Annotated in this window: 16 protein-coding genes and 1 pseudogene; 9 read left to right on the top strand and 8 right to left on the bottom strand. The window is 34.7% G+C overall.

Going from position 1 to position 16,990, the window contains the following annotated elements; genetic code table 11:
- The first annotated feature begins 20 nt into the window (after positions 1–20).
- Both OPS21_RS00760 and OPS21_RS00755 read left to right on the top strand, forming a co-directional pair.
- A complete protein-coding gene (locus tag OPS21_RS00760) occupies positions 21–803 on the top strand; it encodes a polyprenyl synthetase family protein (protein ID WP_006014603.1) in 783 nt (260 codons plus the stop codon).
- Positions 796–1,677 (top strand): FKBP-type peptidyl-prolyl cis-trans isomerase, encoded by an 882-nt coding sequence (locus OPS21_RS00755; protein ID WP_007302172.1) that lies wholly within the window; start codon positions 796–798, stop codon positions 1,675–1,677. The genes OPS21_RS00760 and OPS21_RS00755 overlap by 8 nt, the downstream gene beginning before the upstream one ends.
- Before the next feature lie 70 nt (positions 1,678–1,747).
- Here the strand turns inward: OPS21_RS00755 and hslU are convergent, their stop codons facing one another.
- Both hslU and hslV read right to left on the bottom strand, forming a co-directional pair.
- On the bottom strand, positions 1,748–3,199 hold the full coding sequence (hslU, locus tag OPS21_RS00750; protein WP_264336347.1) for an ATP-dependent protease ATPase subunit HslU: 1,452 nt from the start codon (positions 3,197–3,199) through the stop codon (positions 1,748–1,750).
- Position 3,200: 1 nt separating this feature from the next.
- A complete protein-coding gene (gene hslV / locus OPS21_RS00745; RefSeq protein WP_026092657.1) occupies positions 3,201–3,755 on the bottom strand; it encodes an ATP-dependent protease subunit HslV in 555 nt (184 codons plus the stop codon).
- An 82-nt stretch (positions 3,756–3,837) separates the two neighbouring features.
- Here hslV and gshA point away from each other — a divergent pair, with 82 nt between their 5' ends.
- Positions 3,838–4,992 (top strand): glutamate--cysteine ligase, encoded by a 1,155-nt coding sequence (gshA, locus tag OPS21_RS00740; RefSeq protein ID WP_264336348.1) that lies wholly within the window; start codon positions 3,838–3,840, stop codon positions 4,990–4,992.
- Here gshA and OPS21_RS00735 read toward each other — a convergent pair.
- From OPS21_RS00735 to OPS21_RS00725, 3 genes are all read right to left on the bottom strand, one after another.
- The gene (locus tag OPS21_RS00735; RefSeq protein ID WP_264336349.1) at positions 4,989–5,846 is read right to left on the bottom strand and encodes a hypothetical protein; all 858 of its coding nucleotides are present in this window, start codon (positions 5,844–5,846) and stop codon (positions 4,989–4,991) included. The genes gshA and OPS21_RS00735 overlap by 4 nt on opposite strands.
- A 61-nt stretch (positions 5,847–5,907) precedes the next feature.
- A complete protein-coding gene (hemH, locus tag OPS21_RS00730) occupies positions 5,908–6,861 on the bottom strand; it encodes a ferrochelatase (protein ID WP_264336350.1) in 954 nt (317 codons plus the stop codon).
- The gene (locus OPS21_RS00725; RefSeq protein WP_264336351.1) at positions 6,858–7,682 is read right to left on the bottom strand and encodes a hypothetical protein; all 825 of its coding nucleotides are present in this window, start codon (positions 7,680–7,682) and stop codon (positions 6,858–6,860) included. Before OPS21_RS00725 ends, hemH begins: the two co-directional genes overlap by 4 nt.
- A 114-nt stretch (positions 7,683–7,796) precedes the next feature.
- On the opposite strand from OPS21_RS00725, the gene ndk reads away from it, so the two are divergent.
- From ndk to folD, 6 genes are all read left to right on the top strand, one after another.
- Complete coding sequence (gene ndk, locus OPS21_RS00720) at positions 7,797–8,216, top strand: nucleoside-diphosphate kinase (protein ID WP_264336352.1); 420 nt, start codon at positions 7,797–7,799, stop codon at positions 8,214–8,216.
- 117 nt (positions 8,217–8,333) lie between these two features.
- The gene (locus OPS21_RS00715; protein ID WP_264336353.1) at positions 8,334–9,512 is read left to right on the top strand and encodes an aspartate aminotransferase family protein; all 1,179 of its coding nucleotides are present in this window, start codon (positions 8,334–8,336) and stop codon (positions 9,510–9,512) included.
- A 68-nt stretch (positions 9,513–9,580) separates the two neighbouring features.
- A complete protein-coding gene (locus OPS21_RS00710) occupies positions 9,581–10,858 on the top strand; it encodes an HlyC/CorC family transporter (RefSeq protein ID WP_026092656.1) in 1,278 nt (425 codons plus the stop codon).
- 9 nt (positions 10,859–10,867) lie between these two features.
- On the top strand, positions 10,868–11,125 hold the full coding sequence (locus OPS21_RS00705) for a DUF2312 domain-containing protein (protein WP_006014634.1): 258 nt from the start codon (positions 10,868–10,870) through the stop codon (positions 11,123–11,125).
- The gene (locus OPS21_RS00700) at positions 11,118–11,693 is read left to right on the top strand and encodes a UbiX family flavin prenyltransferase (protein ID WP_264336354.1); all 576 of its coding nucleotides are present in this window, start codon (positions 11,118–11,120) and stop codon (positions 11,691–11,693) included. The genes OPS21_RS00705 and OPS21_RS00700 overlap by 8 nt, the downstream gene beginning before the upstream one ends.
- Entirely contained in the window at positions 11,677–12,564 is an 888-nt protein-coding gene (gene folD / locus OPS21_RS00695; RefSeq protein WP_264336355.1) for a bifunctional methylenetetrahydrofolate dehydrogenase/methenyltetrahydrofolate cyclohydrolase FolD, read from the top strand. Before OPS21_RS00700 ends, folD begins: the two co-directional genes overlap by 17 nt.
- Before the next feature lie 99 nt (positions 12,565–12,663).
- Here folD and OPS21_RS07960 read toward each other — a convergent pair.
- The 3 genes and pseudogenes from OPS21_RS07960 to leuS all read right to left on the bottom strand — a co-directional run.
- A pseudogene (locus tag OPS21_RS07960) lies at positions 12,664–12,837 on the bottom strand (cell envelope biogenesis protein OmpA); the annotation flags it as partial.
- Between the two features lie 957 nt (positions 12,838–13,794).
- Complete coding sequence (locus tag OPS21_RS00685) at positions 13,795–14,406, bottom strand: hypothetical protein (RefSeq protein WP_264336357.1); 612 nt, start codon at positions 14,404–14,406, stop codon at positions 13,795–13,797.
- Between the two features lie 120 nt (positions 14,407–14,526).
- Entirely contained in the window at positions 14,527–16,986 is a 2,460-nt protein-coding gene (leuS, locus tag OPS21_RS00680) for a leucine--tRNA ligase (protein WP_265027653.1), read from the bottom strand.
- Between the last annotated feature and the right edge of the window lie 4 nt (positions 16,987–16,990).

Here is a 16,990-nt window from a genome sequence, read left to right as displayed (position 1 = left end):
GATAGTTAATAAATTTAAAAATGCTAGACGAAACAACAAAAAATTTGCTTGTTGTAGAAGTGAATAAGCTCTTACCTGAAAATAGCGAGAATAAACTTATATCAGCTATGCGTTATGTGCTTCTTGCTCCTGCAAAACATATACGTTCTTTTTTAGTTATAGCATCTTCGTCGATATTCAACATAAAGGTTGAAAAAGCAATAACAGCAGCAGCAGCAATTGAATTTATTCATGCTTACTCCCTCATTCACGATGATCTGCCATGTATGGATAACAGTGACACCCGCAGAGGCCAGCCAAGCTGCCACAAAAAATTTGGTGAAGCAACAGCAGTACTGGCCGGAGATGCATTACTTACCCTGGCTTTTGAGGTATTATCTTTGTTAAATTGTGAGATCATAAAAGTGCTCTCTCAAGCAATAGGAATGAAGGGAATGGTGGGAGGGCAGATTTTAGATATAGGTGCAGATTTTGACAAAATAAAAGAAATTCATTTGATGAAAACTGCAAAACTATTTGCAGCTTCATGTGAAATAGGGGCTATAATAGGAGGCGCTACAGACAAGGAGCGGGAAGCATTATATAACTATGGAATAAATCTAGGGCTTATTTTTCAAGCCAAGGATGATATCGAAGATTATGAGCAAGATAAAACAAACAATTTAATGTCCGTGCTTGGAAAAAATGAAATGGAAAACTATATAGATAGTCTCTTTAAACAGGCCTCAGATAATTTAAGTACGCTTTCAGGGAATACTAGTGACTTATATGATTTATTGAATCAAGTAAAAAAAGATGGTTAGAAAAATTATATTACAAATGTTTATCTCTGTAGTAATGATTCTCACTTTAGCTTCTGCTTTTATAATTACGATTGTTTATATAAACAAAGATAAACCAGAGAAAAGGGAAAAGCTTTACGAAATAAATGCTACACATGGTGGTTTGACACAGATGATAGCAAGTTATTTGGTCAGGCCGATACTTGAATCAGCTCTTGATCGTTATATTGAAAAGCATGGGTTAGCAGAATATTTAGAAGAAATAACACAGCAAAAAGAAGAAGAGATGATAAACTTTTATGAAATTACTGAAGGTAGTGGCAGTAAAGTTTTCTGTGGCCAAGAAGTTCTGCTACAAATGTACAAAGTCTCCAACAACCTAGCAACGCTACTTCCGACTGATGTCAATTTGAAAATAGGTCAGGATTACTTAAAAGAAGTGAGTTTAGGGGTAATAGGTATGAAAGAAGGCGGAGAGCGTGTAGTTACTATTGCTGCTGATGACAACAAAATGAGTTTTAACTCTTATTACATCAAACTGATTGAAGTAAAAGATAAATATCCCGATTCAGTAAATAACCTGATGATTTTTAATGACTTAATTAACAAAACTGGAAAGCGAGTAAAATGTGGCGATGAGATATCAGTTCAATATAGCATAAAGAGACATAATGGTGAGTATATAATCAAAGATCAAATAGTGCAGTTTAAGGTTGGTGACAAAAAAATACCACTTGCTATAGAACTTGGAGTTGTGGGAATGAGAGCTGGTAATAAAAGAACAGTTCTTTCTCCACCTGATCTTTTAACTGGTATATTAATAAAAGAAATAGATTTTGATGAAGAAAATATCTCAATAATTGATTTAAGCTTGAATTCTACTATTGAAAAATAGCTTAAAGAATTACGAAGTAAGAAAAAATAAAACCTCTTGAATGCTCTATATTACTTAAAGTAGGCTTCCTCTAAAGTATAAATTTAGATAAATCAAGCTGCTTTGAAATTGACTCTAGTTTATCTCTTACATATTTGCTATCTATAACAAATTTTTCACTATTTTTTTCAGAAGCGATAAAACTTATTTCATCCAAAAGCTTCTCCATGACAGTATGAAGTCTTCTTGCACCTATATTTTCCACTTCTCTATTAACTGTAAATGCTATTTCAGCTATAGTCTCTATACCATCATCAGTAAACTCAAGTGTTACATTTTCCGTTTTCATTAACGCTATATACTGTTTTAACAAACTAGATTCTGGTTCCTTTAATATTTTTATTAGATCCTCTTGAGTAAGCGCCTTAAGTTCCACTCTAATTGGCAATCTACCCTGTAATTCTGGTAAAAGATCAGATGGCTTAGATAAATGAAAGGCACCAGATGCAATAAATAATATATAGTCTGTTTTTACGGGGCCATACTTAGTTGAAACAGTTGTTCCCTCAAGTAATGGTAACAGATCGCGCTGCACTCCTTCTCTGTTGACTTCACCTTTTATTTCTGTACGTGCTGCAATTTTATCTATTTCATCTAAAAATACTATGCCTTCATTGCTAACAAGATCAATCGCTTCTTTGATTATCTTGTCTTCATCCATTAACCTTTCGCTTTCTTCATTAATCAATATTTCACGTGCTTCTTTCACTTTAACTGTAATAGTTTTTGTTTTTTTGCTCCCATTAAACATCTTGCCCACGATTTCTGTTACGTTCATCACACCAATTTGCCCACCTGGCATACCAGGTATATCAAAAGTGGGTAACATACCCTTGCTCTCCCTGACGTTAATAGAAACTTCTCCATCTTCAAATTCCTTATTTCTCAGTCTTTCTCTGAAAACTTTTTTGCTTTCCTCGGTTGCATCTTCACCAACCATGGAGTTGACTATTATCTTTTCAGCCAAACCTAAAGCTTTTTTAGTTAAGGCTTTACGTGCTTTTTCCTTAACTAAAACTATTGCTGCATCAACTAAATCACGTATTATCGAGTCAACATCACGTCCAACATATCCTATTTCAGTAAATTTCGTTGCTTCAACTTTTATAAAAGGTGCACCAGCAAGCTTTGCTAAACGGCGAGCTATTTCAGTTTTACCAACTCCCGTATGGCCTATCATGAGTATATTCTTAGGTATAATCTCTTCACGTAGTGGAAGTGGGACTTTATTTCGACGCCAACGATTTCTGAGTGCAATAGCAACAGCGCGCTTTGCGTCATTCTGCCCGATTATAAATCTATCCAACTCTTTAACTATCTTCTGTGGTGGTAGATCATCTAATAAAGCTTGTGAGCTTTGGATGCTGCTACTTTCTATACCTTCATTTTCATAGAGGCCGTTTTTTTTATTGCAGTCATCATTATTATCAGATTGACCTACTACAGGTTGACCAGAAGAATTGGTACACAAAGTTCTTGACATATTACTCCTTTATTTTTTCAATAATTAGATTATGGTTTGTATAAACACATATATCGGCAGCTATCTTCATAGCCTTTTTTGCAATCTCCTCTATTGATATTCCTTCAACGTCAATCAAAGCTTTTGCTGCAGATAAAGCAAAATTTCCTCCAGAGCCAATGGCTGCAATGCCATCTTCAGGTTCAAGAACATCACCCGTTCCTGTAATGACCAATGAAATGGACTTGTCTGCCACGATCATCATAGCTTCTAATTTTCTTAGATATTTATCCATTCTCCAGTCTTTTGCAAGTTCAACACATGCCCTCATTAACTGTCCTGGGTGCTTATCAAGTTTAGATTCTAGCCTTTCGAAGAGAGTAAATGCATCAGCTGTTGCTCCAGCAAAACCGGCAATTACGGAATCACCAGAAAGACGCCTAACTTTTTTTGCTCCAGATTTTATAACGGTATGGCCTAGCGAGACTTGCCCATCACCTATTACTACTACATTTTTGTCTCTTCTAATTGATAGTATAGTAGTACCATACATTTTACTGCTGTCATGATGAATCATTTTTTTGTTATTTTAATTCGTTATATTATATTAAGATTATAACTTATAATATAGTACTTTTCTTATAACATTTAAAGTGTAGATGCAAAACATAATTCGCCCAGATTTGGAAAAAAGTATAAATAATTGGTTTGAGGCAAAATTTAACGGCCTTACATTGCCATTTTATAGCTCTATAGATCTTAGAAACTCCAGCTACAAAATTGCCCCAGTGGACGCTAATTTATTTCCTGCAGGGTTCAACAATCTAAGTGAGACATCAAGAGCAACAGCAGCAAAACTAATAAAAAGTTATTTTGAAACAAAACAATATAAAAAGACTCTTATAATACCGGAGAATTACACACGAAATAAAATGTATATAGAAAACGTATTTGTTATAGAGAAAGTACTGCAACTCGCAGGTTTTGAAACTAGAATTGGCCTCTTTCATAATGAAACGTACAATTTAATAGAACAGTATGAAACTGTTGTGAAAGAAAACTCTTTGCTGAAGACAACTTCAGGATTTGTGCCTGATGTTATTATACTGAACCGTGATATGACTAGCCACATTCCAGACACACTAGAAAACGTAAAACAAGAGATAGTGCCAAGTCCATTATATGGCTGGCACAGTAGGCAGAAATTTCAATATTTTGAAATCTATCAAAAATTAGTGTCCGAATTTTGTGGCGAATTTAAAATGGATCCATGGCTTATTTCTGTGCTTACAGAAAGCTGTAATGGAGTTGACTTTAATGATGATTCATCACTAGGAGCAGTAGCGACTAAAGTTGACCAAATATTATCTCTAGTGCAAAAAAAATATGAGGAATATGAAATAAAAACACAACCTTACGTTTTTATCAAAGCAAGCAATGGCACATATGGAATGGGCATTATAACAGCAACAAGTGGAAAGGAAATATTAAATCTCAATAAAAAAAAGCGTCATAAAATGAAAAAGATAAAAGAAGGAATAGCAATCAATAGTGTTATTATACAAGAAGGTGTACCAACTATTGACATATTTAAAAGTAGTTCTGCAGAACCGCTAATATACTATATAGGAGATACTCCAACATGTTACTTATACCGATGTAATAGCAGGAAAGATGTATATTCTAGCTTGAATTCCACTGACTGTGAATTTTATGACATCAGCCAAGAAAATAAAACTTTGCCACTTTGGAATATTGTTAGCAAATTAGCAGTGCTAGCATTGGCAGTAGAAATTAAGTCTTTTCATCTCTAATAATTAATTTCTACAATGCTGCCATTATGCTGAATATGGTGAGCGTCATCAAGTCCAGTAGAAGGATCAGTACCATTATTAGGTTGATTGACAAACTTATCGATGTTTGATACTAGATATGCTATGCTTAGTATCAAACTGACCGTAACAGTTAAGTTGAAATTATAGATTATGCCACCACCCAAGTCTATTGGTATGGTTGGAAGTTCCATTCTTTTTAATATGAAGCTTAACAAGCCCAATGACAAAGTGAATGTGCTAAACATAACATTCTTCTTGCATTTAGCAAGCTCAGCTTCACATTTCGTAAGTTCGTCATCACCCTTTTTGTATTTTTTACATGCTTCTTGATATTTTTTATGCACTTCCTTATATTCTTCGCACTTATAATAACAGCTTACGAATTCTGAAAATAGAAATAGAACTGCTGATGTTAAGCTAATATAACTTATTACATCCTTGTTGTTTCTAGCTAAGAAATGAATGATTTTTGCCTGCATCAATATTCCTATGATACAGCTTGCCAAGTACGCTGAGTTACCTACAACCTGTATTGGTTTTTCAGGTTTATTTTCCTCTTCACCATTCGCAGGTTTCTTAGATTTATATCCAGCTAAATTGAGACCAAAATGAAGAGCAAATATTATTGATGTTGGTAGTTTTATGAACTTAGAAATATCTAATATAGTACAAATATTGGATCTGTTGTTATCAATAAACTCGCAACAGAATTGCAATGAAATTTTACACAATATGCCTGTTAAACCTACTGCAATACAATACATCTTTCTAATATCATGATTGTGAACATCATGTATACTTTCTATAAATGTATTTGGCTTACCTTTTGGCATAAGTAGATAATAAAATAATAACTTTTTAATATTATACTATAAAAATCTAAAAAGAAAAGTGCTATAAATCAGTACTTTGAGAGTGATCTAAACATAAATCGGCCAAGCACTTGATAAATAAGAGATCAGTACTGAGAGTTGGTACGCGAAAGTAATATCCGTCTTTGATAATTGCTTTATACTCTATATCAAGTTCAACCAGTGTTTCAGAATGCTCAGAAACAAAAGATATAGGTGATAAAACTACAGGTATATTATCGTCTTTCGCGCGTGATAGCTCACTTTCAGTGCTAGGCTCCAACCATTTTACAGGGCCAACCTTACTCTGATAACATATTCCCCAATCAAGATCTTCAATATTCAATTTTTTTACTATTAATTTTACTGTTTTTTCTATCTGTGAAGCGTAAGGGTCGCCTTTTTTAATGATACTAAGAGGTAAGCTATGAGCCGAGAATAGGACTCTTGGCTTACCGATTTTGCTAGCTAATTTATAATATTTAGACGTCAGATTAACATGAGCTTCAATAAAGTCTTCATTGTCATAATAATGGTGAATTGTTTTTGTGTTACATTCCAGTTTGGCATTTTTTTGCCAATTCTCTATGGATGATAGAGTTGTGGTGGTTGAATATTGCGGATATAGTGGTAACAGAATGATTTCGTCAGGGTTGAATTGCTTTACGCTTTTAACAACTTCATCAGCAAATGGATGCCAATAACGCATGCAGATGAATATCTTATACACATGGTTTCCATCTTCATTTAATTTTAGTTCTAAAGCATCAGCTTGTGCTTTTGTATTCTCCAAGATTGGCGATTTACCTCCAATGTGCTCGTATATTTCTTGTGCAGTACTTTCTCGCCTTTTGGAGATAAACTTTGCTAAAAGGAAGCGAAAAGGATTTGGTAGATTTATTATTCTTTTATCGTAAAAAAGATTAAATAAGAAAGGACGGACCGCACTTAGTGAATCAGGTCCGCCTAGGTTAAATAAGATTACTGCCTTCTTCACTGACAGCACCTTTCTTCAGGTTTGCCTATAAAATCAGCTACACACTCATCAAGTTTAGTTACAGGCACTAAATTTCTTACACTGGCATACAATAGATGAGCAGATCTCTTCATGTTACTCTGTGTAGATGCAAAGCCTCTATCGAAAACCACATCAACACAAAAACTTGGCACTGCTTCAAGAAGTTCAACAGCAGCCAAAGATATCATTATGCAGCTTTGTAGAGCCTTCAGAAAAATCGTAAGGGGGAAAAGTAAAACCTTAACAAAAAGAGAGGGAGGACTTTCATTCATTAGTTGTCCTGGATTAGGAGAATTATATTCAATATGCTGTCTGTTTTTATCAAAGATAGGAAATTTTATAGTGTCTTTCTTAAATTCCTGCTCTATTTGTTCCTCGGTATAATTTTCATTATTAGTCATTTTTTTCAATAACTTTTCACGCAAGTAAAAGGTTCTCACAACAAAACATGTTGCAACCATCAGTGCAGCACATATAAGCGCACAATGCATGAGGTTCATCCCACCTATCATAGATGGTAATGCAAGACAAACAAATGGCACTATGATAGCCATTTCGAAAAATGGAATAGTATTCCTTTTTATTGCAAAAACAGCGCCTTCTTTTAATTTTGTATTATTGTGTAAGCTATACTCTAAATAACTCAAAAATGCCAAATTAAAAGTTAAAAATCCTTTTGTCCCACAAAAAATTGATGACTTGAATTGATTAACCCATTCTTTAGCAGTAAGTGTAGTTTCAATTGATTGTTTAACATTAGGATCGACTGGTTTGTTGTTTTTTTTATTACAACACCCCATAAAACACCTCCTTGATGGTTTATTCTTAACTATAAGTGAAAAATTGCTTTTATCAAATCAAAGTTTATAATAAAATAAATCTATAAATATACGATCTTAATATAAGGGAATGATATGGCAATTGAGAGAACACTTTCGATATTAAAACCTGATGCAGTAAAAAATAATATTACAGGCAGTATAAATTCTTACATTGAAAAATCTGGACTAAAAATTATAGCACAAAGAATGATGCTGCTGACAAAAAAACAAGCAGAGCTGTTTTATGAAATTCATAAGGATAGGCCTTTTTTTGAAGAGTTGGTGGAATTTATGACTTCTGGGTCTGTGATAGTTCAAGTTTTAATTGGTGAAAATGCAGTCAGTAAATACAGACAAATCATGGGTGCTACAGATCCAAAACAGGCAGATAAAGGTACAATTAGGGGTGATTTTGCTAATGATATTAGTGAAAATAGAGTGCATGGTTCTGATAGTCTAGAGAATGCTCGTAGGGAAATAGCTTTCTTTTTTGCTGAGTGTGAATTGGTGTAGTTTTACTTTTCTATACATAATTAAACTTTCTGAATTTTATGTTGAGCTGTGAAATATTAGCTCGATTTTTAGTTATGAAGGAAAAGCTTTCTAATACATAGTATAGATAATATTTAAATGGGTCATGTTGTTAATGCTTATAATAGATCTGAAGCTTCTATAGTTAGAGGAGAAGGAGTATATCTCTTCGATAAGGATGGTAAAAAATATTTAGATTTTGCTGCAGGAATTTCTACAACCTCTCTAGGGCATTGTCATCCATACATTACAGATAAACTGAAGGAACAACTGGATTCATTGTGGCACTGCTCTAATATTTTTACTATTCCCCAGCAGGAAAGGCTTGCTCAGCGTTTAACAGAACTTACCTTTGCCGATAAAGTTTTTTTCTGCTCAAGTGGACTTGAAGCAACAGAAGCTGCAATTAAATTTATTCGCCGTTATTTTTACTTAAATGGACAAGAAAAGCGCAATCGAATTATTACAATTGAAGGAGGTTTTCATGGCCGCAGTATTGCTGCAATTTCTGCTGGAGGAAATGAAAAATCACGCGAAGGCTTTGCTCCGCTCCTTTCTGGTTTTGATAAAGTTCCAAGAAATAACATTGAAGCATTAGAAAAGAAAATCAATAGCGAAACAGCTGCCATATTTTTAGAGCCCATACAAAGTGAAGGCGGAGTACATCCACTGGACGTAGAGTATCTTCAAAAAGTAAGAGAGATAACAAAAGCTCAAGGAATAATTTTATGCTTTGATGAAGTGCAATGCGGATATGGACGGATTGGCTCCCTATTTTACTATCAAAATATAGGAGTTGAACCTGATATGCTCACTTGTGCGAAGGCTATGGGTAATGGATTTCCTCTGGCTGCATGTTTAGTAAAAGATTATATAGCAGAAGCAATCACTCCAGGAACTCATGGGTCAACTTATGGAGGTAATCCACTTGCTATGACTGTTGGTAATGCAGTACTCGATGTAATGCTAAAGGAAGGCTTTTTTGACCATGTTAAGAAGGTCAGTAAATATCTAAAAGAAAAGTTGTTGCCTTTGACTGAAGAATTTCCGAAGATCGTTTCAGAAGTTCGTGGGGAGGGTTTATTGATAGGGATAGAGCTTAGAGTACCTTTGGCTGATAAAATTGTTAAACAATCTCTTGACAAAGGCTTAATAATGACTAAAATTTTAAATAATAGGGTAATAAGAATAACTCCTCCACTTGTTGTTGAGAATATGCATGTGAATGCAGTGTGTGATATATTTCATGATTTATTTTTTTATATTAAAGATATATAGACTTGCAAATGCTTCTTACAACATATAAAATCAACTCTGTTTCTATATCGCAATAACATCATACTTTAATGGATTGGTTATTGATTTCAGTATTGTCAGCAATTTTCTTCTTGTTGATTTTATCGTTTTTGTTTTCAGGAGCAGAAATAGGGTTAACTTCAATTAGCCGCTCCCGAGTTAATAAACTAAAGCTAGATGGAAATAAAAGAGCTAAGATAATAGACCGCTTATTGAATACAAAAGAATTAACAATAGGAACAATACTACTGTGCAATACAATTATTAACATTACTTGTTCCGCTTTATTTACAGCAATATTTATAAATTTCTTTGAAAGTGAGGGCATCTTTTTCTCAACAGCTATGATGACGTTTTGTATTTTGCTGTTTTGCGAGGTGTTACCAAAAACTTACGCCATGCAAAATCCTGAAAAATTTACATTACTTTCTACTTATTTTATGCTGTTTTTTGTCAAGATTCTTTCTCCATTGACATTAGGCATTCAGTTTATTGTCAATCTCATTCTGAAGTTATGTGGGCTTCATAAGAATAGGGAGGTAATATCTGCAGCAGATGCAATGCGTAATATGATTACTCTTCATCGCAGTGAAGGAACTATGTTACAACAGGATTTAGATATGCTAAGTAGTATACTTGATTTGGCTGAGACGGAGATATCGCAAATTATTACCCACAGGAGAAACTTATTTTCTCTTGATATAGATCGAAACAAAGAAGAGTTAATAAAAGAGATTTTGACTAGTAGTCATAGTAGGGTACCTTTATGGCAAAAAGAACCAGATAACGTTGTCGGAGTGGTTCACGTAAAAAATCTAATAAATGCCTTACGTGAAAAGGGTGATAAAATAGATATTACCCAAGTTATGTCAAAGCCTTGGTTTATACCAGAAAGTACACCGCTTAGTGTGCAACTTCACAACTTTCGTAAAAATAGGAAACACCTTGCATTTGTTATTGATGAGTACGGAGCCCTTCAGGGAATTGTTACTCTTGAGGACATACTGGAAGAAATAGTTGGAGAAATTTCAGATGAACATGATTTGATCACAGAGAATTTTATAAAAAAGATATCCGATAATATGTATCACATAGAAGGAAAATCTACTATTAGGGATATTAATAGACAGTTACATTGGGATCTTCCTGATGAAGAAGCTACAACTCTAGCAGGTATGATTGTAAACGAGATAGAGCGCATTCCTGAAGAAAATGAAGAGTTTTCCATGTACGGTTTTTACTTTAAGATTTTAAAAAAAGATAAAAATATTATTACTATGATTGAAGTACAAGTAAAAACTGATAATACTGTAGTAGCAATTAATTAGTTGGGTTCTATGGAAGATACAGTAAAAATAACGGCTGAAGATTTGAAGAGCTATATAGAGAGAATCGAAAAACTTGAACAAGAAAAGAGGGATGTGCAAGATCACATTCGTGATGTATATGCAAAAGCTGCAGATGAAGGTTGGGATATAAAAGTGATGAAACAGATTATTAGGCTAAGAAAGATGGATGATGATGACAGGGAGGAACAGGAAATATTACTTGATACCTACAAACGTGCATTGGGAATGAATTACGAAGGTGAATAGTAGGATTGTAATTGGAATAAGTGGAGCATCTGGTTCTATTTACGGTGTACGGATTCTAGAGGCACTAAAAAATACCAATCATGAAACTCATTTAGTGATCAGCAGTGCTGGAAAAATAACTATAGCTCATGAGATTAAAGAAAAACTTGAAGATATTATATCGCTTGCAGATTTTTACTATTCTGAAGAAAAAATAGGAGAAAAAATAGCAAGCGGCTCATTTAAAACCTCAGGTATGGTTATTGCTCCATGTTCTATGAAAACAATGTCTGAAATAGCATCGGGGGTGACTTCCAATCTATTAACAAGGGCTGCAGATGTAACTCTAAAAGAAAGAAGAAAATTAGTTCTTATGGTGCGAGAATCTCCACTACATCTTGGACATCTCCGAAATATGTTAAAACTAACGGAGATGGGAGCAATTGTTGCTCCGCCGATGCCTGCTTTTTATATTAAACCAAAATCTTTGGATGATATTGTAAATCATGCTGTTGGTAAAGTATTGAATTTATTTGATATTGCATTACCTGACTTCAAGGAGTGGCAAGGAAATGTCAATTATTATTAACGGTAAAAAAATAGCAAATGATCTCTGTGAGGAGCTATCAAAAAAAATTGATATTTTAAAGAAAGAGTATAATGTTTTTCCTTGTCTTAAAGTAATTCTTGTGGGTAGCAATCCAGCAAGTCAGGTCTACGTTCGTAATAAACAAAGAAAAGCAGAATTAATAGGCATAAGTTCTGAAACTATTGTTTTGCCTGATAGTATCTCAGAAGACGAATTGATTGAAAAAGTTAATACATTAAATGAAGATTCATCTGTGCATGGAATTTTAGTGCAGTTACCTTTACCAAAGCACATCAGTGCAAGCAGAATAATTAATACAGTAAGTGTTGAAAAAGATGTAGATGGCTTTCATGATGAAAATGTTGGCAGGTTAGTTAAAGGTGAAAAAAATTGTCTGATACCTTGTACTCCCAAAGGTTCTTTGCATTTAATTAAGTCAGTTGAAAATAATCTGTCCGGTAAAAATGCGGTAATCATTGGCAGATCAAATATTGTGGGTAAGCCAATGTTTCACCTATTGTTGCAAGAAAATTGCACTGTTACCATCTTGCATTCACAAAGTAGGGATTTAGCTGATTATTGCTCTAAGGCGGATATAGTAGTTGCAGCAGTTGGAAAGCCAAATTTTGTTCAATCAGATTGGATAAAAAAAGGTGCAATAGTGATTGATGTTGGCATAAATAGCATTAACATAGGAAGTCAAAGTAAGCTTGTGGGTGATGTTGACTTTGAGGGAGTAAAAGAAAAAGTCAAAGCTATTACTCCAGTGCCTGGTGGAGTTGGCCCGATGACAATAGCATTTCTTATGATAAACACTGTAGTTGCTGCTTGCTTACAGCGGGAAGTTGATCCTTCTAATTTTATTGCTTAAGGTTTAGCTTAATGTTAGCATAAACAGAATACCTTTGCAAATAGCACATATATAGCATCGAGCATACAACTATATATAAGGATTCAAAGTGTTCATAGCTTAAAAATTATAACGTATACCTACTTCTATGATTGCATCTGGTTTTTTCATCGGTGGTTTAAAGCCACTTAATTGACCTCTTGCAGCAATAGCAACTGTGCCAACTATCTGCGGAATAATTTCACAATCAACACCTAACTTTACTTTATAGGAAATAGCACCCAGTATTTTATCTGCTAGAGTTAACATTTCTTTTTCTGCTACTATTGGTAGTTTTGTTTCTCTTTTCATTGGAGGTATTGCTTCTTTTACTGTAGGTTTTGTTTCATCTTTCACCGGTGGTTTCGGTTCTTCTTCAGTTATAGGTTTTACTTTGTCCTCCACTGGTGGTTTCAGTTCATCTTTTGCTGTAGGAGTTGGTTTGTCTTTCATTGGCGGTTTTGTTTTGTCTTTTGTTGTAGGTTTTGGTTTTTCTTTCACTGGTGGTTTTTTTGTATCCTTTTTCTCCTTTGTTTTTGGTCCTACAACGAAATCTCCAACAACATCAAACATATTACCGAGAATACTTCTCATTTTTCGTGGTTCTCCCATTGCCAAATCTTTAGGACCTTTACTGCTACCAAAAGGTACGATTTGAAGATATCCTCCTAAGCCTACATCAACATAAAGTTTCACTGGATTAGTAACAGGATTAGGATAATAACGGTAATTTGCTAGTAGACTAGCTCCTACTTTCCTTTTTGCTTTATCAGTTATATCACTCATGTCAGCAAGAACCTCAAGTTCAAACTTAGAACTTTTGTTATGATGATAACCAAAAACAACGCTGGGTTTTGATTGAAAGCTTTTACCCCATCGAGTTCCAAAGTGTAAACCTACATAGTACTGATCTTCGTACTGGTCTTCATATCGATCTTCGTATTGATCTTCACAATGATCTTTGTGTTGATCTTCATACTGATCTTTGTACTGGTCTTCATACCGATCTTTGTACTGATCTTCTAACTCACTTGTACAATTACTAGCTGTACTTGCTAAAGCAACCAACACGGCGAACACTTTCATTGTTCTCATATGATTCAACATATTACTTCCTTAAAACAGCTATAATAAGTGTTCAAATCATGCTAGCAGCAAGTTTTGAGCATTGCTTATGGTTACACCTAACCATGTACACAATGCCATCCAGCATTAAAAACTATAACGTACTCCTACTTCCAGCATAATATCCGGTACTGTCATTGCTTTTAAACCACTCAGTTGCCCGCCTACGGTTAAAGCAGCTGTACCAACTATCTGTGGAGCAACTTCATAATCAACACCAACCTTCAGTTTGTAGGAAATAGCACCAAGTATTTTATCTAGTGTTTCACTTTTAGTTTCAGCTGAACCTGTCCCTTCATTTGTAGATTTAGCTGTACCAGAGCCAAAAGGTATTACTTGGAGATATCCACCTAAACCTCCACTGACATATAGTTTCACAGGATCAATGTCAACGTCAGGATAATAACGGTAATTTGCTAATAAACTAGCTCCCATTTTCTTGTCTTTGTCCTTTCCTTCTGCATCCTTACCTCCAAACATATCACTTACGTCAGTGAGAACCTCAAGTTCAAATTCAGAGTTTTCGTCATGATGGTAACCAAGAACAACGCCAGGTTTCATTTTAAAGCCACCACCCCAACCAGCACCAAAGTTTAAACCTGCATAATATTTATCTTTCAACTCACCTATAGGATCTCCTGCACCTGCTAGAGAGGAAGTGAGCAAAACAGCTAAAACACACAATCCTTTTATTTTCATATAACTACCCATACAAAAAAATATATAATGCACAAGTATATATCCTTTATATTAAAAAAGATATAATCTCATATCAAAAAAAGTATACCTACGAAATTAGCGACATGCTACTCAAAATTTTTATATAACTATGTTTACTATCTTATTTGGTACAGCATATATAGTGCGAATTTTGCTTTGATCGATTTTGTTAGATACAGAATCTGTTGCTATTTTCTTCAATTTTTCTTGAGGTAAATCAGTTGCCACTTCAATGGTCGCACGTAACTTTCCATTGATCTGCACTGCTACAGTCACCATATTATCAATTAGTAGTGATTCATCAGCTTTTGGCCAAGGCTTTAGATATAGCATACCTTCGCCTCCTATTTCTTGCCATAAATTTTCAGCCAGGTGTGGCATGAATGGCTCAATTACTCTGATTAGTATGCATATACCTTCATCAATAAGAGATTTTCCAGTTTTTACGTCTATTTCAGCTATTAAATTTGTCATTTCACGAAACTTTGCTACCACACAGTTTAATCTGCAGTTTTCCAAGTCATCTGTAAGCCCTTGCAATAGTTTATGGATTTTTTTTCTGTACTCTAGGAGTTTACCTACAATGTTTTCATTGTCATAGTGTATGTTTACGGGCCTAAGTTGCACTACCATACGCCACAATTTATTTATGTAGCGAAAACAACCTTCCACGCCATCATCAGACCATTCCATATCTTTTTCCGGAGGAGTGTCAGATAATACAAACAAACGAGCAGTATCAGCACCGTATTTTTCTATGATAAAGTTTGGGTCAACTGTGTTCTTTTTCGACTTGCTCATCTTTTCGACTTTTCCAACTTGGATCTTAGTATCCTTCGCAATCAACTCTTTTGCTTCTTCGGGAAAGAGCCATTTGCCATTCTCATCTTTATAAGTTACATGACAGACCATTCCTTGAGTGATTAAAGTAGAGAAAGGCTCTTTAATTTCAAAATAGCCACATTTAGTTAAAGCACGGCAGAAAAACCTTGAGTAAAGCAAATGTAGAATTGCATGTTCTATTCCACCTATGTAATAATCAACAGGCATAAAACGATTACAAGTATCTTTATTAATCGATTTATTTTCACTGCAAAATGCAGCAAAATACCAAGAAGATTCAAAAAAAGTGTCAAATGTATCAGTTTCACGTTCTGCTTGCTTTCCGCACTTTGGACAATCAACAAATTTCCAGGTTGGGTGCTTGTCCAGGGGATTACCACCACTTGTAAATTCTACATCCGTTGGTAGAACAACAGGGAGGTCTTTTTCTGGAACTGGAACAATTCCACAATCTTTACAATATATAACAGGTATAGGACATCCCCAATAACGTTGCCTTGAAATTCCCCAATCATGCAAACGGTAGTTTACTGTTTTTTTGCTTATTCCTTTTTCTTCAAGCTTTTTAATGATTACTTCCTTTGCCTCATTAATCATTAGTCCGTTTAAGAATTCAGAATTGAACATCACTCCATCACCGAAGTACGGTTCTTTTAAGATCTCTTTGGTCTCTTCACAAACTACAGGAATAATCGGTAAACCATACTTCTGTGCAAATTCAAAATCACGCTGATCATGTGCAGGGCAACCAAAAATCGCACCTTCTCCATACTCCATCAACACAAAATTCGCTATATAAATTGGTAATTCCTTGTCGAGAAATGGGTGCCTGACGTTCAGTCCAGTGTAAATTCCAATTTTTTCATCATTCTCCCCCTTTGCCTTCATATTACCAATAAAGTCTCTTATTTCTTCGTCCTTAAGGTCTTGTACAATAGGGTGCTCTGCTGCTACTGCAAGAAAAGAAGCTCCAAATAAAGTATGAGGAGAAGTTGTAAAAATCTTTAATTTCTTATTCAGGCCAACTATTTCAAAATCTATAGTTGCTCCTTCAGATTTTCCTATCCAGCGCTCTTGCATAGTTTTGACTTTTTCTGGCCAATTTTTTAAACTTTGCAAACAATGAAGCAAATCTTCAGCAAAATCAGTAATCTTTAAAAACCACTGAGATAACTTACGTTTTTCAACAACTGCACCTGATCGCCATCCTTTTCCATCAACCACTTGCTCATTTGCAAGCACTGTTTGGTCCACTGGATCCCAATTAACCCACGACTCTTTTCGATAGGTAAGACCATGCTTTAAAAAATCCAGAAAAAATTTCTGTTCGTGTTTGTAATAATCAGGCTCACATGTGGAGAGCTCACGATCCCAATTGTATGAAAGACCTATAGATTTTAGCTGCGCACGCATATTATCTATATTATCTTGTGTCCATGCTGCAGGGTTAATGTTATTGTCCCTTGCTGCATTTTCAGCTGGTAATCCAAACGCATCCCAGCCAATTGGGTGCAAAACCTCAAATCCACGAGCTCTCTTGTAACGTGCTATAACATCTCCTATTGCATAGTTACGCAGGTGCCCCATATGAATCTTACCAGATGGATATGGAAACATTTCCAACACGTAACATTTCTTCTTTTTACTATCTTTGCTTACAGAAAAATCCCACTTATTTTGGTAGAATTTTTCAACGTTTTTAAAATCATATTTCATAAAT

Origin of the sequence: Wolbachia endosymbiont (group B) of Chorthippus parallelus, assembly GCF_947251815.1 — a bacterium.
Lineage (GTDB): Bacteria > Pseudomonadota > Alphaproteobacteria > Rickettsiales > Anaplasmataceae > Wolbachia.
The sequence above is the reverse complement of the archived record's forward strand: the minus strand, read 5'-3'. Positions and strand labels throughout refer to the sequence as shown.